Here is a 25,992-nt window from a genome sequence, read left to right on the forward strand (position 1 = left end):
TTGAGTCGTTCGACGCGTTTCAGCGTTTTCCGTCTGGGGGGGCAACCTGCCGGGAGACTCAGACTCAATGTTGCGGAAATCTTGTGTTTTTGGTCCGCGGTGAGAGGGGATGACGGGGAATGAAAAGCAAGCATGTGGCCGTATTGCTGGGAGGTTTCTCGTCCGAGCGGCCCGTGTCTCTGTCTTCCGGAAAGGCCTGTGCCGATGCGCTGGAGCAGGAGGGTTACCAGGTCACCCGCGTCGATGTCGGGCGCGATGTCGGCTCGGTGCTTGCCGAGCTCAAGCCTGACGTCGCCTTCAATGCGCTGCATGGGCCTTTTGGTGAGGACGGTACCATCCAGGGCATCCTCGAATATCTCGGCATTCCCTACAGCCATTCCGGCGTGCTCGCCTCGGCGCTTGCCATGAACAAGGAGCAGGCGAAGAAGATCGTCAAATCGGTCGGCGTCCCCGTTGCTGAATCGAAGGTCTCCAATCGGTTCTCCATCCAGAACAAGCATCCGATGAAGCCGCCCTATGTGGTCAAGCCGGTCAGCGAGGGGTCGAGCTTTGGCGTCGTCATCGTGTCGGAGGGGCAGTCGCACCCGCCGCAGGTGATCGGGTCGTCCGAATGGAAATATGGCGATACCGTCATGGTCGAGCGCTACATCCATGGGCGCGAGCTGACCTGCGCCGTCATGGGCGATGTGGCGCTTGGCGTCTGCGAGATCATCCCGACGGGCCATTCCTTCTACGACTATGATTCAAAATATGTCGCGGGCGGATCAAAACACGAATGCCCCGCAAAAGTTTCACCGAATATTTACCAAAAAATACAGACACTGGCGCTCAAGGCTCACCAAGCTGTCGGCTGTCGGGGCGTTTCCCGGTCGGACTTCCGTTATGACGATCGTCACTCCGAAAATGGCGAGGTTGTATGGCTCGAGGTCAACACTCAGCCGGGCATGACGCCGACGTCTCTGGTGCCTGAAATTGCCGCCCATGCCGGGCATTCGTTTGGTGAATTGTTGAGTTGGATGGTGGAGGACGCTTCGTGTCTGCGTTGAAATGGGGACAGGGTAAGGTGAGGGGCGCGGCCGGGCCGTCGCTGTTCGGCCTGCCATTGTCGTTGGACCATTTCGTTCTGCCGCGCGTGCTTCGCCGCCCGGTACGCATCCTGACGCGTCTGAGCGATGGTGAATTCCAGGCGCCGCGCTTCTCCGCCGCGATCATGTCGTCGGTGCTGCTGGTCTCGAGTGGCGCCTATGGCGCCTACCTGGGTGGTCACGCCGACGGCATCATTCAAAGCATCACCGCCCGCACCGGCTTCGCGGTCGACCAGGTCAAGGTGGTCGGCAACCGCCAGACTTCGGAGATCGACATTCTCGACAGGCTGGAACTCGATGGCTGGACGTCGCTGATCGGCTTCGATGCCGAAGCCGCACGGGAGCGTATCGCCACCCTGCCGTGGATCCAGGTTGCCGCGGTGCGCAAGGTTTATCCGCACACGCTGGAAGTGCGCGTCGAGGAGCGTGCGGCTTTCGCGCTCTGGCAGCAGGGCAACGATCTCTCCGTCATCGAGAAGGATGGCGCCGTCATCGCGCCGTTCTCGGGCGGCAAGCAGGTGCTCCTGCCGCTGCTGATCGGCACCGGCGCGCCCGCCAAGGCGCCCGATTTCCTGGCCAGGGTCGAACACTATCCCGACCTCGCCGGCCGCATCAAAGGCTATGTCCGTGTTGGCGAGCGGCGCTGGGACCTGAAGCTGGACAACGGCATCACCATCAAGTTGCCCGAGGATGACGAGGACCAGGCGCTCGCCGAACTCGTCAAGATGGACCATGACAAGGGACTGTTGTCGCGCGACATCGCCGCCGTCGACATGCGCCTGACAGACCGGCTGGTCGTGGAGCTGACGCCGCAGGCGGCGACGCAGCGCGAAGCCGCGCTCAACGAGAAGCCGAAAACCCTGAAGCGCAAGCCGGAGACGAAGATATGAGCTGGCTTGGCGGTTCTGGCGATGCCTCGTCGCGCCGGTCGGGCACCCTGACGGTGCTGGATGTCGGCTCGAACAAGGTCTGCTGCATGGTGGCCAAGCTGAAGCCGAACGATGACGGCAAGCTCCTGCGCGGCCGCTCGCATCGCATCCAGGTCATCGGCATCGGCCACCAGAAATCGCAAGGCGTGAAGTCCGGCGTCATCGTCGATCTCGACCGAGCCGAGCATGCCATTCGCCTCTCCGTCGACGCCGCCGAACGCATGGCCGGGCTGACGGTCGATTCGCTGATCGTCAACATGACCGCCGGCCGGCTGAAGAGCGAAAGCTTCTCGGCGACCATCAATCTTGGCGGCCACGAGGCCGACGAAGCCGACATCAAGCGCGTGCTCGGCGCCGGTGCCAAGCAGGCGCTGAAGGCCGAGCGCGAGGTGGTCCATTCGCTGCCCGTCGGCTTCTCGCTCGATGCCGAGCGTGGCGTGCGCGATCCGCGTGGCATGGTGGGCGACACGCTTGGCGTCGACATGCATGTGCTGACGGGCGATGCGGCGCCGATGCGCAATCTGGAGCTCTCCATCAACCGCTCGCATTTGTCGGTCGAGCGCATGGTGGCGACGCCCTATGCCAGCGGGCTGGCGGCACTGGTCGACGACGAGCTGGAACTCGGAGCCGCCTGCATCGACATGGGCGGCGGCACGACGACGATCTCGGTGTTTTCGGAAGGCAAGTTCGTCCATGGCGACGCCATCGCCATCGGCGGTAACCATGTGACGCTCGACATGGCCAAGGGACTTTCGACCTCGCTCGACGCCGCCGAACGGCTGAAGGTGATGCACGGCTCGGCCCCCCCCACGACCGCGACCTGGTCTCGATCCAGCCGATCGGCGACGATGGCGACGTGCCGCTGCAGATCCCGCGTTCGGTGATGACGCGCATCGTGCGCGCCCGCATCGACGAGACGCTCGAACTCCTGCGTGACCGGTTGAACAAGTCCGGTTACGGCAATGCGGTCGGCAAGCGCGTCGTGCTCACCGGCGGCGCCAGCCAGCTGGCCGGCCTGCCGGAAGCGGCGCGCCGCATCCTGGGGCGCAATGTACGCATCGGTCGCCCGCTCGGCGTGGCGGGCCTGCCCGAAGCGGCGAAAGGCCCGGCTTTCTCGGCCGCGGTCGGGCTTCTGATCTATCCGCAGATGGCGAGCTTCGAGAGCCATCCGGCGAAAGGCATTTCCGGTCTCAGAATGACCGGAACGGGTGGAAAACTGCATCGCATGAGTCAGTGGTTGAGAGACAGTTTCTAATTGACGGGGACAGCCCCATAGGCGGCCGCGGCGGCGAAGCGGCGTGAAAGGCAAAGGACGGAGACAATGACTATCAATCTGCAGAAGCCGGACATCACCGAGCTTAAGCCGCGCATCACCGTGTTCGGTGTGGGCGGCGGCGGCGGCAATGCCGTGAACAACATGATCACCGCCGGACTGCGCGGTGTCGAGTTCGTCGTGGCCAACACCGACGCGCAGGCGCTGACCATGTCGAAGGCCTCTCGGCTGATCCAGCTTGGCGCGCATGTCACCGAGGGGCTCGGTGCCGGATCGCAGCCGGAAGTCGGCCGCGCGGCGGCGGAAGAGTGCATCGACGAGATTCTCGACCATCTCACCAACACCCATATGTGCTTCGTCACCGCCGGCATGGGCGGCGGCACCGGTACGGGTGCTGCTCCGGTTGTTGCCCGCGCAGCGCGCGAGAAGGGCATTCTCACTGTCGGCGTCGTCACCAAGCCGTTCCACTTCGAAGGCCAGCGCCGCATGAAGACGGCCGACTTCGGCATCGAGGAGCTGCAGAAATGCGTCGACACCTTGATCGTCATCCCCAACCAGAACCTGTTCCGGCTGGCCAATGACAAGACCACCTTCGCCGACGCCTTCGCGATGGCGGACCAGGTGCTCTACTCCGGTGTGGCCTGCATCACCGACCTGATGGTCAAGGAAGGCCTGATCAACCTCGACTTCGCCGACGTGCGTTCGGTGATGCGCGAGATGGGCAAGGCGATGATGGGCACCGGCGAGGCTTCGGGCGAGGGCCGCGCGATGGCGGCGGCGGAAGCCGCGATCGCCAACCCGCTGCTCGACGAGACCTCGATGAAGGGCGCCAAGGGCCTGCTGATCTCGATCACCGGCGGCCGCGACCTGACCCTGTTCGAAGTCGACGAAGCGGCGACCCGCATCCGCGAGGAAGTCGACCAGGATGCCAACATCATCCTGGGCGCCACGTTCGACGAGGAACTCGAAGGCGTCATCCGCGTCTCGGTGGTAGCCACCGGCATCGACAAGTCGGCGGCTGAAATCGCCGCGGCGCCGATCTCGATCCGGACCTCCCCGCCGAAGCAGGCTGCCCGGCCGGCCGTCGCCCCTGTGGAAAGCCGCCCGACGCCGGTCCAGCAGACGGTGTATGAGCCGCGCGCCGCCGATCCGGTCGCCGAAGCCATCCAGTTGGCCGAAGCCAATGCCGCGGCCATGGCGCAGGCTCGTCCGGCTCCTGTCGCCCATGCGGACGATTTCCGCCCGCAGAGCAAGATCTTCCAGGCGCCGCCCGCACAACCGCAGCCTATGGTGCAGCCGGTCGTCCAGCAGATGATGCAGCCGGCTCCGCAGCCACGCGAAATGCTGCGTGAAGTCCAGCAGCCGGTGGCGATGGCGCCGCAGCGCATGCCGCGCGTCGAGGACTTTCCGCCGGTCGTCAAGGCCGAGGTCGACGCCAAGAGCCGCCCGGCCGACCACGAGAACAGCGGCCCGATGGGCCTCCTGAAGCGCCTGACCAATGGCCTGACCCGCCGCGAGGAGGAGCCCGCACGGCTGCAGCCGGCGCAGCCGCGCGAGCCCAAGCTGCGCCAGGCGGCACCGGAAGTGCGCCGCCTCGCCAGCCAGGACGCCCAGCTTTACGCGCCGCGGCGCGGCCAGTTGGACGATCAGGGCCGCCTGACGCCGCAGACCAGGGCGACTCAGGACGACGATCAGCTGGAGATTCCGGCGTTCCTGCGCCGCCAGGCCAACTGAGCGGTTAACGGACTGTAACAATTGTTAACAGGCAGGCAAGAAATTGCTTGCCTGTTAACGTTTAAAATACCGCATAATCAACGGGTTATGACATCGTACATGTTCCAGTTCGCGGTTACAAAGAGTAAGAAACCGTGATTTGGAGTCTCCTTGCCGGGACATTATCTTCGCTGCCTACCATAGTCGGTTTGCCGGGATTTCGGGGGAAGTCGCCCTGCCTGCCGATTTAACAAGAGCCGCGCCCTCGGGCTGGAGAAGCGGACCTAGGCATTACGGGCTCATGGGGATTGTCTTGCACGACCACCAGACGACAGTGAAGACGCGCGCGTCGCTTACAGGCACCGGCGTTCACAGCGGCAAAGAAGTTTCCATCAGTTTCCTGCCCGCGGATGCCGATACCGGCATCGTGTTCGCGCTCCTCAATGGAGACGGGCAGGGCCGTGAGTTCCGCGCCCTGTTTTCCGAGATCGGCGCCACCGACCTTTGCACCATGCTTGGCGATCCGTCGGGCGAGCACATCGCCACGGTCGAGCACATCATGGCCGCCCTGTTCGGGCTCGGCATCGACAATGTCATCATCGAGATCGACGGCCACGAGGTTCCAATCCTCGACGGCAGCGCCATGGCGTTCGTCGAAGCCATAGACCAGGCCGGCATCGAGACGCTGGCCGTCAAGCGGCGCTATATCAGGGTGGTCAAGCCGGTCCGCATCGAGAACGGCGCCTCCTGGGCGGAGTTCAGGCCCTATGACGGCACCCGTTTCGAGGTCGAGATCGATTTCGAAAGCCCGGCGATCGGCCGTCAGCTCTTCGCATCGGACATCAACGCCGATATTTTCCGCCGCGACATCGCGCGGGCCCGCACCTTCGGCTTCATGAAGGACGTCGAGCGGCTGTGGGCCGCCGGCTATGCTCTGGGATCCTCGCTGGAAAATTCCCTAGTGATCGGTGACGACAACCGCGTCATCAATATGGGCGGCCTGCGCTATCCCAATGAGTTCGTGCGCCACAAGACGCTCGACGCCATGGGCGACCTGGCGCTGGCCGGCGCGCGCTTCATCGGTTGTTTCCGCTCCTATCGCGGCGGCCATCGGCTGAACGCCGCCGCACTGCGGCGCCTGCTGTCGGACCGCACCGCCTTCGAGATCGTCGAGACGACACGCCGCGAGCGTGGTCGCGCCGCCGAGATGAACGCCGTCAATGCGCCTCTCTATGCGCCCTGGATGATCTGATTTTCTTAATCTTTTTCGGATTCCATGGCGGTATGGGTGTTGCATGAATGCATCATCCATCGGCGAAATTGCGTAGATTTTCACGCCACGGTCCGCCGCCACAAAAATGCGCGATTGGCTGGACATAGCGTTGCCGGGCAAGGCGGTTATGGTTTATGGCTGCTGCCGTCGATTAGTGCATGTCGCTCAAAGGTGGGGACCAGTTTTGGGACAACTGCATGCAACGAGCATTAAAATAACGCCGAAAGGGCGCAATCCAATCATGTTCTTCAAGCGAGTTGGTCAATCGAAAGCGCCGCAGCGGTCTGTTTTCCTGGCGCTTTCGGTGGTTGTTCCATCGCTCTTTCTGGCGGCTTGCATGTCGTCGGAAAAAGACATCGACCTGTCGACCTATGTCGACCAGACCGAACCGGCCGACGTTCTCTACAATCAGGGCCTGGCCAATCTGAACGCCGGCCGCCTGGACGAGGCAAGCAAGAAATTCGACGCGGTCGACCGCCAGCACCCCTATTCGGAATGGGCCCGCAAATCGATGGTGATGGGCGCGTTCGCCGACTATCGAAAGGGCAGCTACGACGATGCGATCCAGTCGGCGAAGCGGTACCTGGCGCTCTATCCGTCCACGGATGACGCGGCCTATGCCCAGTATATCATTGGTCTGAGCTACTATCGCCAGATCAAGGATGTGACGCAGGACCAGAAGGAAGCACGCCAGACCCTGCAGACGATGCAGGACCTGGTGACGCGCTGGCCGACGTCGGAATATGTCGACGATGCCAAGGAAAAGATCCGCTTCGCCAACGACCAGCTCGCGGGCAAGGAAATGCAGATCGGCCGCTATTATCTGGAGCGCCGCGAGTACATCGCCGCCGTCAAACGCTTCCGCACCGTGGTCGAAAACTATTCCAACACCCGCCATGTCGAGGAAGCGCTCGCGCGCCTTACCGAAAGCTATTACGCGTTGGGCTTGACCTCGGAGGCCCAGACGGCGGCCGCGGTGCTCGGTACCAACTATCCCGACAGTTCGTGGTACAAGGATTCCTACAAGCTGCTGCAGAGCAACGGGTTGGCGCCGCGTGAAAATGCCGGGTCGTGGATATCCAAGGCCGGGAAGCTGATCACCGGCGCCTGACCGCGGAGCCTCCGAGCGAAGTGCGCAGCGCGCTTTTTCGGATTGATCCGAAGCTCAAACAAAAAGATAGTGCGGCGCTGCGACTCCAACTGTCGGGTGCCGCTTTATCCTTTTGTTTTTCGTGCCTGTCGTTATCCCGAAACCGGGTCCACTTTTGGGCGGCATGCAATAGGTCCGGTTTCTCATGCTTTCCAGACTGTCGATCCGCGATATCGTCCTGATCGAAAAGCTGGACATCGACTTCCAGCCGGGCCTTTCCGTGCTGACCGGCGAAACCGGCGCCGGCAAGTCCATCCTGCTCGATGCCTTGTCGCTGGCGCTCGGCGCGCGCGGCGATGCCTCGCTGGTGCGCCACGGCGCGTCCCAGGGCCAGGTCATTGCCGTGTTCGATGTTCCGCGCAACCATCCGGTGCGCGCGCTGCTCGCCGAAAACGCCATCGAGGACGATGGCGACGTCATCCTGCGGCGCGTGCAGACGGCGGATGGCCGGACCCGTGTGTTCGTCAACGACCAGCCGTCCTCCGTGACGCTGATGCGCGATGTCGGCCGCGCCCTGGTCGAGATTCACGGCCAGCATGACGAGCGCGCCTTGGTCGATCCCGGCGCGCATCGCGATGTGCTCGATGCTTTCGGCGGCCATCTCGGCGCCGTCCGCTCGACCGGCGAGGCATGGCGGCACTGGCGCGCCGCCCAGCAGGAGCTGACGCGCCATCGCGCCAAGGTGGAAGCCGCCGCGCGCGAAGCCGACTATCTGCGCGCCGCGGTTGCCGAACTGACCAAGCTCGATCCGCAGCCGGGCGAAGAAACCGAACTTGCCGAGCTGCGTGCCCACATGATGCGCGCCGAGAAGATCGCTTCCGAAATTCACGACGCGCAGGATGTGCTGTCGGGCCCGTCCTCGCCCTTGCCGCAACTGGCCAGCCTGCTGAGACGGCTGCAGCGCAAGGCGACGGAGGCGCCCGGCCTGCTCGAGGACGTGGTGAAGTCGCTGGACGAAGCCATGCTGTCTCTCGACGCGGCGCAGTCGGGCGTCGAGGCCGCGCTTCGTGCCACGGAGTATGATCCGCAGCGGCTGGAGAAAGCCGAGGAACGTCTGTTTTCGCTGCGCGCGGCGTCACGCAAGCACAGCGTCGCCGTCGACGACCTGGCGCAGCTGCGCGACACGATGGTTGCCGATCTCGCCGATCTCGACGCCGGCGAAGAACGCCTGCACGGCTTGGAAAAGCAGGCGGCCGCCGCGCGCGAAGCCTATGATATCGCCGCCGCACAGCTGTCCTCGCTTCGCCATGCCGCGGCGGTCGGTCTGACCAAGGCGGTGATGGCCGAACTGCCGGCGCTGAAGCTCGAACGCGCGGCCTTTATCGTCGAGATGAAGAGCGAGGCCGGGGCGCGCATGGAAGAGGGCATCGACCAGATCGAGTTCTGGGTGCGCACCAATCCTGGCACGCGGCCCGGGCCGATGATGAAGGTTGCCTCCGGCGGCGAGCTTTCGCGCTTTCTCCTGGCGTTAAAGGTGGCGCTGGCCGACCGTGGCTCGGCGCCGACATTGGTTTTCGACGAAATCGACACCGGGGTGGGCGGCGCCGTGGCCGACGCCATCGGCCAGCGGCTGGCGCGGCTGTCGAAGCGCGTCCAGGTGCTTTCCGTCACCCATGCGCCGCAAGTGGCAGCGCGCGCGGCAACACATTTCCTGATCTCCAAATCGGGCAGCACCGACCGTGTCGCGACCGGAATTGCCGAGATGGACAGGACTGCGCGGCAGGAGGAGATCGCTCGCATGCTGGCCGGCGCCACGATCACCGACGAGGCGCGCGCCGCCGCCGAGCGGCTGCTGCGCGAGAATACAAACGCGGCATGAGACGATCCGGCGTCATGAGACGATCAGGCGTCATGGGGCGAGTCAGGATATGGCTCCATCCTGCTGTTCAGGAATGATCTTTTCCGAAAACCGGTTCCCACCTTTCAAGATCATGCTCTATTGTGGCGCGCCACCGTTCAGGGACAAAAAGCATGGCCGAAAAACCTGTCGATTCGCTCAGCGAAAGCGAGGCTGAAGCCGAACTCCAGCGCCTTGCCGAGGAGATCGCCGGTCATGACCGGCGCTACCATGCCGAGGACGCGCCCACGATCACGGACGCCGAGTATGACGCGCTGCGGCGGCGCAATCTTGCCATCGAGGAGCGCTTTCCCGGGCTGGTGCGTGAGGATTCGCCCTCGCTCAGGGTGGGTGCCGCCCCGGCGGAAGGCTTCACCAAGGTGCGCCATGCCGTGCCGATGCTCAGCCTCGCCAAGGCCTATACCGACGCCGACGTCACCGATTTCATCGAGCGCGGCCGGCGCTTCTTCGACCGCGACAAGGACCTCGACATTGCCTTCACCGCCGAACCGAAGATCGACGGGCTGTCGGCTTCGCTGCGTTACGAAAAGGGCGTGTTCGTGCAAGGCGCGACGCGCGGCGACGGCGCTGTCGGCGAGGACATCACCGCCAACCTCAGGACCATCGCCGACATTCCCGCCAAGCTGAAGGGTTCAGGCTGGCCCGAGACCATCGAGATCCGCGGCGAGGTCTATATGACCTATGCCGAATTCGAGGCGCTCAAGGCGCGCTCGGCGGCTGTGGGGGGCCAGGATTACGTCAATCCGCGCAACACGGCGGCCGGGTCGCTGCGCCAGAAGGATCCATCCGTCACCGCCAGCCGCAACCTCAAATTCTTTGCCTACGCGTGGGGTTACACGACGGCGGATCCGGCACCAACGCAGTATGAAGCGGTGCAGAAATTCGCCGATTGGGGCTTCAAGATCAGCCCGCTGATGGTGCGGGCGAAATCGGTCGAGGAACTGGTCGCGCATTATCACCTGATCGAGGAGCAACGCTCGTCGCTCGGCTATGACATAGACGGGGTCGTCTACAAGGTCGACCAGCTGGAGCTGCAGCGCCGCTGGGGTTTCGTCACCGGTGAGCCGCGCTGGGCCGTCGCGCACAAATTCCCGGCCGAACAGGCGATGACGACCGTGCAGAGGATCGACATCCAGGTCGGCCGAACCGGCACGCTGGCGCCGGTCGCGCGGCTTGCGCCGGTGACGGTCGGCGGCGTGGTGGTGGAGAACGTCACGCTGCACAATGAAGATTATATCAAGGGCCTGGACAGCACCGGCCAGCCGATCCGCGACGGCATCGACGTGCGCATCGGCGACACGGTGGTGATCCAGCGGGCAGGCGATGTCATCCCGCAGATCGTCAGCGTCGTCATCGACAAGCGTCCGCCCGATGCCATGCCGTACGAATTCCCGCACTCTTGCCCGATCTGCGGCTCGCCGGCGACGCGCGAGATCAACGAGAAGACCGGCAAGGAGGATTCGCGCCGCCGCTGCACGGGCGAACTGATCTGCCCGGCACAGGCCGTGGAAGGGCTGCGCCACTTCGTGTCGCGCGGCGCCCTGGATATCGAAGGCCTGGGCGCGGAGAACATCGACACGTTTTTCAATGCGGGTTTGATCAAGACAGCCGCCGACATCTTCACGCTCAGGGAGCGCCGCCCCGCCGTGACCAAGGCGCTGGCCGAGCGGCGCGAGGAGCAGGCCAGGCAACGCGAGGCCGCATCCGGCAAGACCCGCAAGAATGTGCGCAGCGTCGAGGACCGCAATTACGAAGGCCTCGACAAATTGTTCGCGGCCATCGATTCGCGCCGCGAGCCGGAGCTCGACCGCTTCATCTTCGCGCTCGGCATCCGCCATATAGGCGAGACGACGGCCGCCGTGCTTGCGCGAACATTCTCGACCATCGAGGAGCTGATCCGGGTCGGCAAGGAGACGGCGGCGGCGGAGGATCCGCATTCGGTCTTCCCGTCGATCAACGGCATTGGCGATACGGTGATCGATGCGCTGCGCGATTTCTTCGGCAACGAGCGCAATGACGAGGTGCTCGAGAAGTTGCTGCAACAGGTCAAGCCGAAGCCCTATATCGTTACCGTCTCGGCCGACAGCGAAGTTGCCGGCAAGACGATTGTCTTTACCGGTTCACTGGAAAAGATGACCCGTTCCGAAGCCAAGGCGATGGCCGAACGTCTCGGCGCCAAGGTGGCCGGTTCGGTTTCGGCCAAGACCGATCTTTTGGTGGCGGGACCGGGTGCGGGCTCCAAACTCAAGCTTGCCAGCGAACTCGGCGTCGAGGTCATCGACGAGGACACCTGGCTGCAGCGGGTCGGCAAGTCGTGACGGACGGAACGTTCAAAGGTTTTGGTCCGAAAGCCATGCCGTTCTTCAAGGCGCTGGATTTCCACCAGAGCCGCGAATGGTTTGCGGAGAACCGCGCGCTTTTCGACAGCGATCTGCATGGGCCGATCGGCGATCTGGTCGAGGTCCTTACGGAGCGTTTCGCAACGGCGGGGCTTGGTCTGCGCGGCGACCGCAAGAAATCGCTGTTCCGCATCAATCGCGACGTCCGCTTTGCCAAGGACAAACGTCCCTACAACAGGCATGTTTCGGCCATTCTGTCACCAGACGGCAGCAAGACAGGCCTGGGCGTCTTCTACGTGCATATCGGGCTCGAGCGCTGCTTTGCCGACGTGGCCTGGTGGAACCCTGAGCCGCCGCTCTTGCTGGCGATGCGCAAGGCGATCACCGATCGGCCCGGCGAATTCCGCAAGCTGCTTTCAACGTTGAAGAAAAACGGCCTTGAATTCGAAACCGAAGGCCGCATGAAGCGGGCGCCGCGCGGTTTTGAGCAGATCGCGGACGCCGATCTCGCGGAGGCCGTGCGCAACCGGCATTTCGTCGTCCAGCGTGTCATCAATCCGACCGAAATTCACGCGCCGGCGCTGGTCGACGAGCTTGTCGAGTTTACATTACGCGCCAAGCCGCTGCTCGACTGGGGCAGGGCGATCCAGGGCAAGGTGACCGGTTAGTTTTCCGATCCGTTGGACAGGGCGGGCTACATCCGCATCAGGAGACCCCCATCGACGGCCAGCTCTATTCCGGTGATGTAGCTTGCCGCGTCGGAAAGCAGGAAGAGCGCGGCGTTGGCCATGTCCTGCGGCGTGCCGATGCGGCCGAGCGGTGTGTAGTCGGCGACGGCGGCGCGCTTCTCCTCGGTGTCCCAACGCGCCTGCAGCGGCGTCAGCGCCATGCCCGGGCAGATGGCGTTGGAGCGGATGCGCTCGCCGGCCAACTGCATGGCGAGCGACTTCGACAGCGCGCAGACGCCGGCCTTCGACGCCTGGTAGGCATCCTGTGGCTTCGGATCGCCGCGATACCACTGGATGGTCGAGAAATGCACCATGGCGCCGCCACGCCCGCCTGCGCGCATTTGCGGAACAACCGCGCGCGCCGTGTGCACGAAGGATTTCAGGTTGATGTTGAAGACCTGGTCCCAGACGTCGAGGTCCATCTCGAGAGCCGACTTGTCGCGGCCGAACCAGAGCACGCCTGCGACATTGGCGAGATAGTCGATACCGCCGCGTTCGCGGCCCGCAGCGCCGATGGTCCGTTCAACAAAGCCGGCGTCGGTGAGGTCGCCCTGGGCGAAGGTCAGCCGGTCGTCATAGGCGGCGAGCGCTGTCGGGCGTGGCTTGACGTCGATGGCGGTGACCGACGCGCCGGCATCGAGCAACGCCAGCGTGATCGCCTCGCCCATGCCGCCACCGGCCCCGGTGACGACTGCGTGCCTGCCGGTGAAATCATAAGCAATCATTAGAATCCCCCTCGTGTATTTCTGCCAAATGCCTGCCGGGCGACAATAGGATATCGCGTGAATCCTAACAGGGATCATTTCCGCTGATCGTTTGGCTCAAGCGAATTCGTGTGACAAGCCGGGCAGTGCTTCCTACATCAGCCCTCTGACCGGGGAGAGACATGTCGGCGCAAGCAATTTCCGAGAACGGCGTGAAAAGCGATTTCTGGCAAGGCGTACGGCTCTCCATGCCGGTCGTGGTGGCGGCGGCGCCATTCGGGCTGCTGTTCGGCGCGATCGCCGTCGACAACGGCTTTTCCGTTTTCGAAGCCTTCCTGATGAGCGCGCTGATCTTCGGCGGCGCCAGCCAGATGGTCGGCATAGAACTGTTCGGCCAGCATGTCGCGCCGTGGCTGATCGTGCTGTCGATCTTCGCCGTCAATTTCCGCCACGTGCTCTATTCCGCCGGCATTGGCCGGCGCATCGCGCACTGGTCCGGGGTGCAGCAGGCGCTCGGTTTCTTCATCCTCACCGATCCGCAATTCGCCGTCGCCGAGGCCAGGGCCCAGTCGGGCCAGACCGTCGGCTTTGCCTGGTATCTGGGACTTGGGCTGCCGGTCTATGTATTCTGGACCATCGAAAGCGCGCTCGGCGCGCTGTTTGGAAAGCTCATTCCCGATCCCCATGCCCTGGGCATCGATTTCCTGCTGCCGATCTATTTCCTTGGCCTGGTGATGGGCTTCCGCAAGCGGCCGCTGTGGCTGCCGGTGGTCGTCGCCAGTGCCTGCGCCTCGATCATCGCCTACAAGACAGTGGGTTCGCCCTGGCACGTTTCGATCGGCGCCATCGCCGGTGTGTTGCTCGCCGTCGTCCTGCCGCCGCATCACAGCGGTGTGGAGACAAGGCCATGAGCACGACCTTCTGGATCATCATCGCCGGCGCCATCGCCACCTATCTCACCCGTATTGGCGGGCATCTGGTCATCTCGCGTTTCGATCACATCCATCCGCGCGTCGAGGCCGGGCTCAACGCCGTGCCTGCGGCGGTGCTGACGACGCTGGTGGCGCCGGCGGCGCTCGGCGCGGGCCCGGCGGAGTGGGCAGCGCTGGTCGTCTCCGCGCTGGTGGCGCTGCGTGGCGGGCTGATGGCGATGTTTCTGGCGGGCGCGGCTGTATTGATCGTAGCGCGCCAGTTCGTCGGGTAGGGCGTATCGATATCCAAGTGATTCCGGCCCGCAGACGGCCGATACCTGCGCTTCGGTGCTCCAATCCGGTTCTCCGTATCAACCGTTTTCGAACCGGCCTGGCCTGAACCTCGACACGCCCTTCAGCGCTTCAGAAAATCAAATCTTCGCGTCGTGCGGCAGCGGCGCCGTCGCCTTTTCCAGCCAGGCCAGCGTTTCGCCGTCGAGCATCGGACCGATCTCGGCCAGCACGCGGGCGTGGTAAGAGTCGAGCCAGTGCAATTCGTCTCGCGTCAGCAGATCCGATCGCACCAGCCTGACGTCGATCGGGGCCAGCGTCAGCGTCTCGAAACCGTGCATGGCGATGTCGCCGCCCTCGATCTGTTGGGCCGGCGTCACCAGGATGAGGTTCTCGATGCGGATGCCGTAGGCGCCTTCCTTGTAGTAGCCGGGCTCGTTCGACAGCATCATGCCTTCGAGCAGCTTTTCGGTGCCGGTGCGGGCGATGCGCTGCGGACCCTCATGGACGGCCAGGTATGAGCCGACACCGTGGCCGGTGCCATGGGCGAAGTCGCAGCCATGCCTCCACAGCGCCATGCGGGCGACGGCGTCGATCTCCGAGCCGCGCGTGCCGGCGGGGAAGCGCAGCGTGGAAATGCCGATCATGCCTTTCAGCACCAGCGTGAAGCGCTCGCGCATCTCTTCGGTCGGCTGGCCGATCGGCACGGTGCGGGTGATGTCTGTGGTGCCGTCCTGGTATTGCGCGCCGGAATCGAGCAGGAACAGCTCACCGGCCTGAAGCTTGCGGCTGGTGGCGCGCGAGACGCGGTAATGCATGATGGCGCCGTTCGGGCCGGCGCCCGAAATGGTGTCGAAAGAGACGTCGCGCAGCGGCATCTGCGTTTCCTCGCCGGTCTGCCGGCGGGTTTCTTCGAGCCTGGTGACAACCGCGATTTCGTCGAGTGAGCCGGGTTTCTGGCGCTCCAGCCAGCACAACAGCTTGGCCACCGCCGCGCCGTCGCGGCGATGCGCGGCGCGCGAGCCGTTGATCTCGGCCTGGTTCTTGGTGGCGCGCGGAATGCGGGCAGGGTCGGGCGCGGCAACCACCGTGCCGCCATTGTCCTCGACCAGCATGCGCAGCCGGTCGGCGGCCAGCACCGGATCGAGCGCGATTTTCGCGCCGCTTTTCGCAAGTGCGGCGATCGCCGCTTCGAACTCCCCGGGCTCATGCGGATCGGCGAGTTGGGTGAGGTAGGCCGCCACCTGGCGCGAGAACTTGCGCCGATCCGTGAAAAGCTGGTGCGACCCGTCGGCGGCGAGTATGGCGAAGCCGAGCGCCAGCGGCGTGTGCGGCACGTCACCGCCACGGATGTTGAAGGCCCAGGCGATGGATGATGGGTCGGTCAGCACCGCATGGGTGGCGCCGTCCTTGCCGATCGCCGTCGCCAGCCGCGCCAGCTTGTCCTTGGCGAGTTCGCCGGCAAAGCCGATCGGATGAAGCTCGATCGGGGTCACGGGTGCGGCGGGCTGATCCTTCCAGATGATGTCGATCGGGTTCCTGTCGAGCGGCACCAGCACCGCGCCGGTCTTGTCGGCGGAGGCCTGCAGCGCCTTGACCTCGCCGATGGTGTGCAGCCAGGGATCGAAGCCCAGCCGCGCCCCCTTGCCGATGTTGTCCTTGAGCCAGACGGCGGGCGGATTGTCGACCAGGCTTTCGATCGAAAAGATGCCGAGATCGACCTCATTGCGCACCTGCAGCGTGTAGCGCCCGTCGACAAAGACGAAGGCACGGTCGCGCAGCACGATGGCGACACCGGCCGAGCCGCTGAAGCCGGTCAGCCATTTCAGCCGTGCCGACCGGTCGGCGACGTATTCGCCCTGGTGCTCGTCAGCGCGCGGAACGATGAAGCCATCGAGGCCATTGGCGCCCAGCCACTGGCGCAGCAGCGCCACGCGCGGCTTGCCGACCGCCGGATCGCCCGCGGAATCGAAGGTCTGGAACATGATGGGCCTCCTTGGTATCAGCGCGACCGTAACCTATGGGCCTGGAAAGCGGAATCGATTTTCCAGCTGGTGCAAACTGCTACAGCGTCCGCCTGGTGACAACCAAATGAGGCTGGTCCAGCCATGGATAAAGGGGCGGCGGCGGCATTCTCTTGCCGACACGCATCGAAGTCCAGCAACCGGGACCGTTGAGGGCCGGCAACCGCCTTGCCGGCCTCAGTGCTTGAGGTGGATCGTCACCCAGCCTTCGCGGTGCAAAGTACTGACGTGGCGGAAATTCTGGCCGACATAGGCCGAGATCACAGCGTCGCGCTGGCGGTCGAGGATGCCTGACAGCACGATCGAGCCGCCAAGCGTGATATGTCCTGCCATTTGCGGTGCCAGCCGCATCAGCGGCCGCGCCAATATGTTGGCGACGATGAGGTCGAAGGGCGCGCGCCTGGCAAAGATCGGGTGGTGAAAGCCAGGCGCGGTCACCGTCTCGATCAGGCCTTTGACGTGATTCAGACGCGCATTGGCGGCGGCGACCTTGACCGCGACCGGATCGATGTCGGTGGCCAGCACCGGAATATGTGCCAGCTTGGCGACGGCGATCGCCAGCACCGCACTGCCGGTACCGAGGTCGAGCGCGTTGCGCGGGTGCTCGCGCCGCACGACTTTCTCCAGCATTTCGAGGCAGCCCGCAGTGGTGCCATGATGGCCGGTGCCGAAGGCAAGGCCCGCCTCGATCTCGATGGCGAGTTCGCCGCTGTGGCGCTTCCTGCTGTCATGCGCGCCGTGGACGAAGAAACGGCCGGCGCGCACCGGCTTCAACCCTTCCAGGGACCGTGCCACCCAGTCGATGTCGGGCAGCGCTTCGCGCTGGACCGGTCTCGACAAAGCGAGGCCGGCGAGAACATCCTTCAGCCGCGCCTCGACCGCTTCGACGTCGCCATCGGCGTAGAGCGAGACCTCGTGGATGTCGGCCTCTTCATCGACCTCCAGCACGGCGATCGGCAGGCCCTCATCCTCGAAGGCCGTTTCGAGCGCCGCGAAGATGCGCTCGGCCTCGATCTTTCCGGTGGTGAAATGGAGCCGCGTCTGGGTCATGTGAATTCTTGTCAGCCCTTCGCGGCGAGGCGCTTCAGCTTCTCCACGGCGGTGCTGGCATTCTCGCCATAGGCGATCGTGCCCGCGAAGTCGCCCTTGGCGTTGAGCAGCAGCACCGAGGCGGTGTGGTCCATGGTGTAATCGCCGTCGCCGGTATCGACCTTCTTCCAATAGATGCCGAACGCCTTGGCCATGGCATGGACCTTGTCCGGATCGCCGGTAATGCCGGTGATGCGGTCGGAGAAATTGCTGACATAGGCGTTCATCACCGGCGGCGTATCGCGCTCCGGATCGACCGATACGAAATAGGCATGCAGGTTCTTGCCGTCGTCGCCGAGCGTCTTCAGCCAGCCGGAGAGTTCGAACAGCGTGGTCGGGCAGACTTCGGGGCAGTGGGTGAAGCCGAAGAAGACGACGCTGGGCTGGCCCCGGAAAGCGGCCTCGGTGATTGGTGCGCCTTTCTGGTCGACCAGGGTAAAGGGCGCGCCGAACGGTTCGCCGCCATAGTGGCCGCGATACCAGTCGAAGGTCAGCCAGCCGATGCCGGCCGCCATCAGAACGAGAATGCCGACCAGGATAGAACGCATCATCAGAAAAGTCCGTCCGTAATGTCACGGTGCGCCGGCCAGAACCATGCGCCCGTTGTCGGCCACAGTCTTAGCGGTTCGACGGGGTACACGCAAAGATGCCGCGTTGACGCAACCGGCTGTGGCGGATGCCTGCGGTTTGATCGAACCTTCCGGCTTGCAATGTGTCAGCCTTGGCCCCACCTGAGACCCCGGCAACTCGAACCGCAGGAGGATTCTTTGCCGGGATTGACTGGGCCAGGATTGATTGGGCGAGGATTGATTGGGCGAAAACTGATCGGCGGTGCCTTGGCCGCGTGTGTCGTGCTTGCCGCCGGTAGCGCCATCGCCGAGGAAGTCGGCAAGGTCGGCGTCGACTGGATCGGCAACGACATCATCGTCGAGGCGATCAAGGATCCGAAAGTGGAGGGCGTGACCTGCCACGTTTCCTATTTCGATCGCAGCGTCATCGACCGCCTGCACAAGGGCAACTGGTTCGAGGATCCCAGCGACTCCTCGATCTCCTGCCGTCAGACCGGTCCGATCACCATCGGGGATATCGATACGAGCGAAGGCGGCGAGGAGGTTTTCAAGCAAGGCATCAGCCTGATCTGGAAGAAGCAGGTGGTGAACCGCATCTACGACAAGACCAACGAGACCTTGATCTATCTGTCGCATTCGCGCCAAGTCCAGAACGGCTCGGCCAAGATGTCGGTTACGACGGTGCCGCTCTATGGCCAGAATGTGGTGTGGAGTAACGGCAAGCCGAAATAGGCGGGTCGAACTCTACCCTGTCCGTTCCGACTGACGATTGGCCCCGCTTGCGGGACCAATCGCTCTGACGTAAAGCCGCCGGCATGGACCGTTCTGAAGATCTCGTTGCGAAAGATCCCGAGCCGCGCATTCATCCAACCGCTGAGATGAAGGGCTGCAAGCTTGGCCGCTACGCCGCGATCGGCGAACGCGTCGTGCTGCGCGAGGTCATCGTCGGCGATTTCTCCTATTTCGAACGCCATGCCGAGGCGATCTACACGACGATCGGCAAATTCTGCTCGATCGCCGCCAACAGCCGCATCAATGCGCTGGAGCATCCGATCGAGCGGCTGACCCAGCACAAGGTCAGCTATCGGCCGAACGAGTATTTCCGCTGGCTGGGCGTCGATGCCGCGTTCCGTGAGCGGCGGCGGTCGAAGGCCGTGACCATCGGCCATGATGTGTGGATCGGCCATGGCGCGGTCATCTTGCCTGGGATCGCCATCGGCAATGGCGCCGTCGTCGGCGCCAATGCGGTGGTGACGCGGGACGTGCCGTCCTACACGATCGTTGCCGGCGTGCCGGCGAAGCCGCTCAAGCAGCGCTTTGCCCCTGAAATAGCGGCACGCATCGAAGCTCTCGCCTGGTGGGACTGGCCCGTCGAGAAACTCGCCAGGGCGGTTCCCGACATGCAGGCAATGCCGATCGAGGCTTTCCTCGACCGCTGGGAAAACGACGCCGTCTGACGGAATGAAACCCCTTCCGCCATGCGGGGGTGGCGCAGCGGAAGGGGCTGGAGGTAAACCGCTGTGAAGCGGAAGGAACAGGCTCTTTGCCTGCACGGCTACAATGACCTTAAACCGATAAGGTGTGTTTTGTTCCAGATGCGCGCTTTGCGTGCATTCGATTGCGTGGGTCGTATTTTTTACCGGCGGGAACCCGAAATGGCTGCTGGTTGTTTCTTCCGGCGGACCGCATGACGCGGCGCTGTTTGAGGGACCTCATGATCGAGAAGCTTTTCACCAAATTCGCCAACCAGATCGCCCATCTCACCGGACTGCCGCTGACATTTGCGGTGTGTTGCCTGATCGTTATCGTCTGGGCGGTGAGTGGGCCGTTCTTCAATTTTTCCGACACCTGGCAGCTGGTGATCAACACCGGAACCACGATCATCACCTTCCTGATGGTGTTTCTCATCCAAAACACCCAGAATCGGGACGGCGCCGCGATCCAGGCCAAGCTCGACGAGTTGATACGGGTCAGCGAGGCCAAAAACACCTTCATCGGCATCGAGCACCTGACTGAAGCCGAGGTCCAGGAGATCCGCGCCAAATGCGAGGTCGCGGCGAAGCGGCATGACGACAAAGTCGCGACCATGGCCGCAAAGAAAGTCGTGGCGGCAAAACGCAAACCGAAAAAAGAGGTAGCACGAAGCGCCGGCGGCTGAACCCGCGGTCAATCTCGAGTGTTCCGCCGGTGTTCGAGTTATGTGATCCGCACAGCGGCCATGTTCGGGACATGCTCATCGCTTCATGAACGCTGCGAATGCATCCTTGTGGCCGGGGTGCCAGCGCGACAGGGCAGGGCGGTTTTCGATGATGTCGCCGATCGCCCAGGCCATGCGCTTTTCGTCCATGGGTCGCGCCGTCTCATTGTCGGGACACAGGATATAGAAGTCGCCCCCGACCAGCGATTCCAGCATGAAATCGATCACCTGTTCGCCCGTCCACGCTCCCGCCGGCTTTTCGGTCGCGCCCTCGGTCAGGCCGGTATAGGTGAAGCCGGGGATGAGCAGATGCGCCGACAGGCGGGCGCCGGGTTCATTGCGCAGCGCATGCGCCAAGCCCTCGGTAAAGGTTTTCACGCCAGCCTTGGAAACGTTGTAGGCGAGGTTGCCAGGCGGTGTGGTGATGCCTTGCTTGGAGCCGGTGTTGACGATCAGGCCCGGCTTGGCCGACGCCAGCATGCGCGGCGCGAAAGCTTCGACGCCATGCACCACGCCCCAGAAATTGATGTCGAGCAGCCGCTTCCAGCCGTCGCGGTTTTCCCAGGGCTTTCCGGGGTTGTCGCCGACACCGGCATTGTTCATCAGCAGCGAGACCTCGCCGAAGGCGCCGAATGCCCGGTCGGCGAGGCGATCGACCTCATCGGCCTTCGAAACGTCCGATGCGACGGCAAGCACGGCGTCGTCACCGGCAATCGCGGAGACGGCCCGCGCGGCATCGTCGAGGCGCGGCCCGCCAATGTCGGCCAGCACGATCTTCATGCCCATCAGCGCCAGCCGTTTGGCCGCGGCAAGGCCGATGCCGCTGGCGGCGCCGGTGATGACGGCGGTGTTGCCAGGGGCAAGCGCTGGCAGGGCGGTCTGGATCTCGGTGTCGGCGATCATCGGCGATGGTTTCCTTTTTTGATGGCGCCGAACTTAGCGCCGGAACGGGCCTGCGCAAGCCTCCGTCGGGCTTGTCGGGTTGACCGGCCCGGTCGGGGCTGCGCATGCTACGACGCCAAAAAGGAGATTTCCGATTGACGGATTGGGTTGCAATTCTGAAGGAACAGACCGCCACCGGCGACCGGATGGGGCGCGAGGTGCCGCAGATGCTGGCCAACCCCGATATCAGCGAAGCCCAGGTGAAGACTCTGTTTTCGGCGCTCGAAAAACAGGCCGAGTTCGTCGAGAAACTGCGCATGGCGCTGGAAAAATTCGGCCATGATTTCTCGATCATCAAGGCGGCGGAGCGGCTGGAAGAGCGCTATGCCGACCTGGCCGCTTCCGTGGCGGAAAAGCTGAAGGCGATGCGCGGTTAGGCAATTCCACGAAACGTGTGAAGCGGTTTGCCCTCCGGGATTGGGTCAGGCAGATGGCTATTTTTCGATCACCCGCGCAAAGCGCGTGTCCGGCACCAGCCAGATCAGGGCGACTGCCACATAGAGCGCCACGCCGATCCACCGGTCGAGGAAGGTCAGCCCAACGGCCGCTATGTAGACGGCGAGCGAAATCCTTCCCTTGCGATCGCGGCCGATTGCCTTGGCGAATGCGGTGTCCGGCCCATGCAGCCGATGCAGAGCAATGACCAGGATGCTGTAGGCGGTCGCACACATTACAAGGTCAAAACCGTAGACCGCGACCGGAACCGCGGCGAAATGGTTCTCGCCCATGAAGGCGGTCGTCACCGGCATCAGGGACAACCAGAACAGCAGATGCAGGTTCGCCCACAGCACGCGGCCGTCGACACGCTGCACGGTATGGAACATGTTGTGCAGATTGTTCCAGTAGATGCCGACATTGATGAACGAAAGCACGTAGCACAGGAAGACCGGCCACTGCGGCAGCAGCGCCGAAAAATCCTCGCCTTCCGGAACCTTCAAGTCCAGCACCATGATGGTGATGATGATCGCCACCACGCCGTCGGTGAATGCCTCGACCCTGCCCTTGCCCATGATCACCACCTCGGTCCGCGACGAATTGCCGAAAGATAGTAAATCGTTAGCGGATGTTGGCCTGCCGATAAACGGCGTACGCAAAATTCCTCAACTATATCAGGGGAAACTTCCACCCGGATCGGTGATCGTGGTGATTGGCCTTGGTAACTTGTTGACTTTTGCCTGCCCTGCCTCTCCCCTTGCGATGCAGTCCCGGCCGAAGCAGTCGAACGGCCGGCGCTCGATGGAGGGACTGATGAGATTTCGATTTCTGCTTGCGATAGCGACCATTCTGGCCGCCGTCTTCGGGACGTCCGCCGCGGCCTTCGCCTACGGCGCCCACACCACGACGAGCCTGAACGTGCGTACCGGACCTGGCGCGGGATACGCCAAGGTCGGGACGTTGCCGGCCGGTCTCAGGGTCGACGTGACCGGCTGTCAGCCGGGCTGGTGCAGGATCCATGGCGGCGGTGTCAGCGGCTGGGCCAGTTCCGGCTATCTCTCGCGGACCCAAGTCGTGCATCCGCCGGTTATCATCGTGCGCCCGCCGCATCGGCCGCCGCACTGGCATCATCGGCCCCATCACCGTCCTCCCCACCACCGCCCGCCGCACAAGCCGCGTCCCGGCAAGTGCAAGATCGCACCTGGTTTCCCCTGCAAGTAGGCCGGTTTTTTCTGCAAACAGGACTGATTGCGCCTAGTACGGCAAGGGTGCCGTGATGGATCGGGGCCGCTGGCCCCGATCCATTTTTTTGCGATCATCGGCTTGCTGGCCGGGCAACGCCCAGCGTGGTGTCAGGAGCATGGCCGTCGACCGGAACGTCGGCGGTGAGGACGCGTTAACGTCGCGACCCCTGAACCTGATGACGAGGTTGGCCATGGCCTTTCGCGATCTGGCGCAAACTCACAACGAAGCCGGCAGCGACGTCCTCGCGATCCCGACTGTCGCGACGATGATCGCGGTGCTGTTTGCCGGCAGCACGGTGCTGACGCCTCTCTATGTCGTCTACAAGCAGCAATTCGGCTTTTCGCAGATCACCTTGACGCTGATCTACGCGGTCTATGTCGTCGGCAACCTCGGCGCCCTGCTGGTGTTCGGCAGCGTTTCGGATGTCGTCGGGCGCCGGCCGGCGGCGCTTGCAGCCATGATCGTCGCCGTCATCAGCGCGGTTGTGTTCCTGTTTGCCGGCAATGTCGCGTCGCTCGATGTTGCGCGGATCCTGAGCGGACTTGGCATCGGCGTGGGCGCCGGGACGGGAACCGCGTGGATCGCCGAGCTTCTTCCAGAGGCCGGCAGGTCGCGCGCCAGCGTCATCGCGACCAGCACCAACTTTCTCGGCCTCGGTTTCGGGGCGCTTGTTTCGGGGCTGCTGGCCCAATACGAGCCGTGGCCATTGCGTCTGGTCTTCATTGTCTACCTGGCGACGCTCGCGGTGGTGACGATCATGGTCTGGCGCACGCGCGAAACGGTGATGAAGCCAGGCGGCCTTGGCAAGGTCTCCATGCGGCCGCGGCTTTCCGTGCCGGCGCAGATCCGTTCGCGCTTCGTGGCGCCGGCGGTGACCGGCTTTGGCGCGATGGCGCTGGTCGGCTTCTATGCGGCGGTGGCGCCGAGCATCCTGGCGCAGCAACTGCATGAGGCCAACCACGCCGTGGCCGGTGCGCTGTTCTTCGAACTGGCGATGGTCGCGGCAATCAGCATCGTGGCGCTGGCGCGGATGGGGAGCAGCAAGGCGATGCTGGCCGCGCTGGCCTTGATGATCCCAAGCACCATGCTTGTGGTGGCGGCGCAGATGCTGGCCTCGATGGCGATGATGATCGCGGCGACGGCCTGCTGCGGCGTGGCGGCAGCGCTCGGCTATCGCGGCGGCCTGCAAGTGGTGAACGAGATCGCGCCGCGGGATCGCCGCGCCGAGGTCGTGTCCAGTTTCTTCATCTGCTGCTTTGTCGGCAACGCCTTGCCTGTCATCGGCATCGGCGTCGTGTCGACTTATGCCAGTGCTGTCGTCGCGAGCCTGGCCTTCGCGGCCATGATCATCGCGTTCGCGCTGGTGGCGCTCGCCTTCGGGCTCGGACAGAGGCGCTGAAACCGCCGCGCCAGCCCGGCAAGGCACGTCGGCAAGGCACGCCGGCAAGGCGGGCCGGCATCAGCCGTTCGGCGTTTCAGGCGCCATGTTCGCGCGCTGGCGCGGCACGCCAAGCCCGGTGTCGGGCGGTTCGCCGGCAGCCGGCCTGTTCTCGATCATGTGCAAGCTGCGCCAGCCGCCGAAGCGGTAGTAGATCGCGGCCAGGATCAGAGACGTGATCGAACCGGCCGGAAAACTCCACCACAGCGCTTCCTCGCCGATCACGCCGCGCATGTAATAGGCAAAGCCGGTGCGCACGACGAGCACCGAGATGACCAGGATGATCAGCGGCGGCATCACGGCACCCGTGGCGCGCACCGTGGCGAACAGCACGATGGTGATGCCGAACAGGATGAACGACCAGGACGCGGCCGTGTTGATATGGGCGGCGATATCGATCGCCGCGCTGTCGCTGCTCAGGAACAGGCTCAGGATCGAACGGTCGAAGACCCATAGCAGCGCGACGAGGGCGCCGGTCAGGACAAGGTTGAAACCGACGCCGGAGGCGGCGATGCGGCCGATCCGGTCCCAGCGACCGGCGCCGACATTCTGCGCCGCCATGGAAGAGACCGCGGCGCCGATGGCGAGCGCCGGCATCTGGATGTAGGTCCAGAGCTGCGCGGCGATGCCGTAGGCGGCGGCGACCTGCGAACCATAGGAGTTGACGATGCCCATCACCGTCAGGGCGGCCGCCGAGATGACGATCATCTGCAGGCCCATCGGCACGCCCTTGAAGACGACGATGCGCAGCAGCGCCGGATCCGGGCGCAGCAGGACGAGATTGGCGCCGGCCAGCCGCAACGGATGCTTGCGCGCGTAGAGCACGACGAGGATGGCGACGACGCTCACGGTCTGGCCGACCAGCGTCGAGGTGGCGGAACCGGCGATGCCGAGTTCAGGAAACGGGCCGATGCCGCGGATGAGCAGGGGATTGAGCACGATGTCGAGCACGACCGCCAGCGCCATGAAGATGAAGGGGGTGCGTGAATCGCCCGCACCGCGCAGCACGGTCATGACGAAGGACAGAAGGTTCATCATCGGCACGGCGACGAAGATGATGCGCAGGTAGGAGCGTGCAAGCGGCAAGGCGTCTGCCGGCGTGCCGAGCGCGCCCAGGATGGCGTCGACCCAGATCCAGCCGCAGACCGCGAACACCACTGAAACGAGGAAGAAGAAGGTGGCGCTGGTGCCGACGATGCGGCGCGCCTCGGGCAGGTCGCGGGCGCCGACCGACTGCGCCACCAGGATGGTGGCCGCCATGCCGATGCCGAACACCGTGCCGAGGATCAGGAACAGAACGAGGTTGGCGTTGGACGTCGCGGTCAGCGCCGACTCGCCGAGGAAGCGGCCCACCCAGACGGCGTTGACCGAGCCGTTCAGCGATTGCAGCACGTTGGAGCCGAGCACCGGCAAGGCGAAGAGCAGCAGCGTGCGCGGGATCGGGCCGCTGGTCAGGTCGCCGGTACGCCGGCGTGCGGGCATTTTTTCGTCCATGGCGGCCAACCTGGCAAATGTGACTCTGGCCCGCGACGATACCGCAGGCCGGACCAAGATGCACCCTGCGCCGAGGCGCAGTGACCGTCGATCGGCCGGGCACGCCGGAATGGAATTCCATCGGCAAGAACGCGTCGTCCGGCTGCGTGCGCTTATGAACCAGGACATCATCGACCTCCCGCTCAGGTCTTCGTGCGGCCCAACCTGTCGGCCGCCGGCAAGATCATCGCCGTGTCGAGCAGGACGGCCGAGCCGATCGATGCCGGTGTGCCGAAGGACGCGGAATTCCTGAAGTAGGCCTTCAC

General features: G+C 64.1%; 23 protein-coding genes and 2 pseudogenes. 18 read left to right on the top strand and 7 right to left on the bottom strand.

Annotated features, from left to right (window positions below; genetic code table 11):
• The first annotated feature begins 119 nt into the window (after window positions 1–119).
• The 9 genes and pseudogenes from LB555_RS24115 (at window position 120) to LB555_RS24155 (ending at window position 12,288) form a co-directional block, all read left to right on the top strand.
• Complete coding sequence (locus LB555_RS24115; RefSeq protein ID WP_015317213.1) at window positions 120–1,046, top strand: D-alanine--D-alanine ligase; 927 nt, start codon at window positions 120–122, stop codon at window positions 1,044–1,046.
• Complete coding sequence (locus tag LB555_RS24120; protein ID WP_224683957.1) at window positions 1,034–1,975, top strand: cell division protein FtsQ/DivIB; 942 nt, start codon at window positions 1,034–1,036, stop codon at window positions 1,973–1,975. Before LB555_RS24115 ends, LB555_RS24120 begins: the two co-directional genes overlap by 13 nt.
• A gap of 86 nt (window positions 1,976–2,061) precedes the next feature.
• A pseudogene (ftsA, locus tag LB555_RS24125) lies at window positions 2,062–3,269 on the top strand (cell division protein FtsA).
• A 66-nt stretch (window positions 3,270–3,335) separates the two neighbouring features.
• Window positions 3,336–5,021: a cell division protein FtsZ gene (ftsZ, locus tag LB555_RS24130; RefSeq protein WP_140615637.1), complete on the top strand. Its 1,686-nt coding sequence runs from the start codon at window positions 3,336–3,338 to the stop codon at window positions 5,019–5,021.
• Between the two features lie 280 nt (window positions 5,022–5,301).
• The gene (gene lpxC, locus LB555_RS24135; protein WP_140714587.1) at window positions 5,302–6,252 is read left to right on the top strand and encodes a UDP-3-O-acyl-N-acetylglucosamine deacetylase; all 951 of its coding nucleotides are present in this window, start codon (window positions 5,302–5,304) and stop codon (window positions 6,250–6,252) included.
• A gap of 262 nt (window positions 6,253–6,514) precedes the next feature.
• A complete protein-coding gene (locus tag LB555_RS24140) occupies window positions 6,515–7,384 on the top strand; it encodes an outer membrane protein assembly factor BamD (RefSeq protein ID WP_015317218.1) in 870 nt (289 codons plus the stop codon).
• Between the two features lie 184 nt (window positions 7,385–7,568).
• Window positions 7,569–9,242: a DNA repair protein RecN gene (gene recN / locus LB555_RS24145; protein WP_140615641.1), complete on the top strand. Its 1,674-nt coding sequence runs from the start codon at window positions 7,569–7,571 to the stop codon at window positions 9,240–9,242.
• A gap of 152 nt (window positions 9,243–9,394) precedes the next feature.
• Entirely contained in the window at window positions 9,395–11,599 is a 2,205-nt protein-coding gene (ligA, locus tag LB555_RS24150; protein WP_224683958.1) for an NAD-dependent DNA ligase LigA, read from the top strand.
• Window positions 11,596–12,288, top strand: a complete 693-nt coding sequence (locus tag LB555_RS24155; RefSeq protein WP_224683959.1) for a DUF2461 domain-containing protein — start codon at window positions 11,596–11,598, stop codon at window positions 12,286–12,288. Before ligA ends, LB555_RS24155 begins: the two co-directional genes overlap by 4 nt.
• Before the next feature lie 26 nt (window positions 12,289–12,314).
• On the opposite strand, the gene LB555_RS24160 is transcribed toward LB555_RS24155, so the two are convergent.
• Complete coding sequence (locus tag LB555_RS24160) at window positions 12,315–13,073, bottom strand: SDR family NAD(P)-dependent oxidoreductase (protein WP_140615645.1); 759 nt, start codon at window positions 13,071–13,073, stop codon at window positions 12,315–12,317.
• 161 nt (window positions 13,074–13,234) lie between these two features.
• On the opposite strand from LB555_RS24160, the gene LB555_RS24165 reads away from it, so the two are divergent.
• Together LB555_RS24165 and LB555_RS24170 are read left to right on the top strand one after the other, a co-directional pair.
• The gene (locus LB555_RS24165; RefSeq protein ID WP_140615647.1) at window positions 13,235–13,963 is read left to right on the top strand and encodes an AzlC family ABC transporter permease; all 729 of its coding nucleotides are present in this window, start codon (window positions 13,235–13,237) and stop codon (window positions 13,961–13,963) included.
• Complete coding sequence (locus LB555_RS24170) at window positions 13,960–14,256, top strand: AzlD family protein (RefSeq protein ID WP_023769676.1); 297 nt, start codon at window positions 13,960–13,962, stop codon at window positions 14,254–14,256. Before LB555_RS24165 ends, LB555_RS24170 begins: the two co-directional genes overlap by 4 nt.
• Window positions 14,257–14,394: 138 nt before the next feature.
• Here LB555_RS24170 and LB555_RS24175 read toward each other — a convergent pair whose 3' ends face one another.
• From LB555_RS24175 to LB555_RS24185, 3 genes are all read right to left on the bottom strand, one after another.
• Window positions 14,395–16,239, bottom strand: a complete 1,845-nt coding sequence (locus tag LB555_RS24175) for an aminopeptidase P family protein (protein ID WP_224683960.1) — start codon at window positions 16,237–16,239, stop codon at window positions 14,395–14,397.
• A 216-nt stretch (window positions 16,240–16,455) separates the two neighbouring features.
• Entirely contained in the window at window positions 16,456–17,328 is an 873-nt protein-coding gene (locus LB555_RS24180; RefSeq protein ID WP_140789219.1) for a 50S ribosomal protein L11 methyltransferase, read from the bottom strand.
• 11 nt (window positions 17,329–17,339) lie between these two features.
• Window positions 17,340–17,918, bottom strand: a complete 579-nt coding sequence (locus tag LB555_RS24185; protein WP_015317227.1) for an SCO family protein — start codon at window positions 17,916–17,918, stop codon at window positions 17,340–17,342.
• A 255-nt stretch (window positions 17,919–18,173) separates the two neighbouring features.
• Here LB555_RS24185 and LB555_RS24190 point away from each other — a divergent pair, with 255 nt between their 5' ends.
• The 3 genes from LB555_RS24190 to LB555_RS24200 all read left to right on the top strand — a co-directional run bounded on the left by LB555_RS24190 (window position 18,174) and on the right by LB555_RS24200 (window position 20,094).
• Window positions 18,174–18,668 carry a CreA family protein gene (locus LB555_RS24190; RefSeq protein ID WP_263489274.1) on the top strand — a complete coding sequence of 165 codons (495 nt, stop codon included), beginning with the start codon at window positions 18,174–18,176 and terminating at the stop codon, window positions 18,666–18,668.
• An 83-nt stretch (window positions 18,669–18,751) separates the two neighbouring features.
• Window positions 18,752–19,393: a DapH/DapD/GlmU-related protein gene (locus tag LB555_RS24195; RefSeq protein WP_140615655.1), complete on the top strand. Its 642-nt coding sequence runs from the start codon at window positions 18,752–18,754 to the stop codon at window positions 19,391–19,393.
• A gap of 257 nt (window positions 19,394–19,650) precedes the next feature.
• On the top strand, window positions 19,651–20,094 hold the full coding sequence (locus LB555_RS24200) for a low affinity iron permease family protein (RefSeq protein ID WP_181166289.1): 444 nt from the start codon (window positions 19,651–19,653) through the stop codon (window positions 20,092–20,094).
• A gap of 75 nt (window positions 20,095–20,169) precedes the next feature.
• Here the strand turns inward: LB555_RS24200 and LB555_RS24205 are convergent, their stop codons facing one another.
• Window positions 20,170–21,036: an SDR family NAD(P)-dependent oxidoreductase gene (locus LB555_RS24205; RefSeq protein ID WP_140615657.1), complete on the bottom strand. Its 867-nt coding sequence runs from the start codon at window positions 21,034–21,036 to the stop codon at window positions 20,170–20,172.
• Window positions 21,037–21,170: 134 nt separating this feature from the next.
• On the opposite strand from LB555_RS24205, the gene LB555_RS24210 reads away from it, so the two are divergent.
• Window positions 21,171–21,452 carry a hypothetical protein gene (locus LB555_RS24210; RefSeq protein WP_015317232.1) on the top strand — a complete coding sequence of 94 codons (282 nt, stop codon included), beginning with the start codon at window positions 21,171–21,173 and terminating at the stop codon, window positions 21,450–21,452.
• 57 nt (window positions 21,453–21,509) lie between these two features.
• Here LB555_RS24210 and LB555_RS24215 read toward each other — a convergent pair whose 3' ends face one another.
• Window positions 21,510–22,085, bottom strand: coding sequence for a TMEM175 family protein (locus LB555_RS24215; protein WP_140615661.1), 576 nt, complete (start codon window positions 22,083–22,085; stop codon window positions 21,510–21,512).
• Here LB555_RS24215 and LB555_RS24220 point away from each other — a divergent pair.
• Together LB555_RS24220 and LB555_RS24225 are read left to right on the top strand one after the other, a co-directional pair.
• Complete coding sequence (locus tag LB555_RS24220) at window positions 22,036–22,731, top strand: SH3 domain-containing protein (protein ID WP_224683961.1); 696 nt, start codon at window positions 22,036–22,038, stop codon at window positions 22,729–22,731. The two genes, LB555_RS24215 and LB555_RS24220, sit on opposite strands and share 50 nt — an antisense overlap.
• A 214-nt stretch (window positions 22,732–22,945) precedes the next feature.
• The gene (locus LB555_RS24225; protein WP_224683963.1) at window positions 22,946–24,154 is read left to right on the top strand and encodes an MFS transporter; all 1,209 of its coding nucleotides are present in this window, start codon (window positions 22,946–22,948) and stop codon (window positions 24,152–24,154) included.
• Between the two features lie 60 nt (window positions 24,155–24,214).
• Here LB555_RS24225 and LB555_RS24230 read toward each other — a convergent pair whose 3' ends face one another.
• Complete coding sequence (locus tag LB555_RS24230) at window positions 24,215–25,687, bottom strand: MATE family efflux transporter (protein ID WP_411970562.1); 1,473 nt, start codon at window positions 25,685–25,687, stop codon at window positions 24,215–24,217.
• A 98-nt stretch (window positions 25,688–25,785) separates the two neighbouring features.
• Between LB555_RS24230 and LB555_RS29505 the strand changes: the two are divergent.
• A pseudogene (locus LB555_RS29505) lies at window positions 25,786–25,865 on the top strand (L,D-transpeptidase); the annotation flags it as partial.
• Between the last annotated feature and the right edge of the window lie 127 nt (window positions 25,866–25,992).

The organism is Mesorhizobium sp. BR-1-1-10, from assembly GCF_020165595.1.
Classification (GTDB): domain Bacteria; phylum Pseudomonadota; class Alphaproteobacteria; order Rhizobiales; family Rhizobiaceae; genus Mesorhizobium; species Mesorhizobium australicum.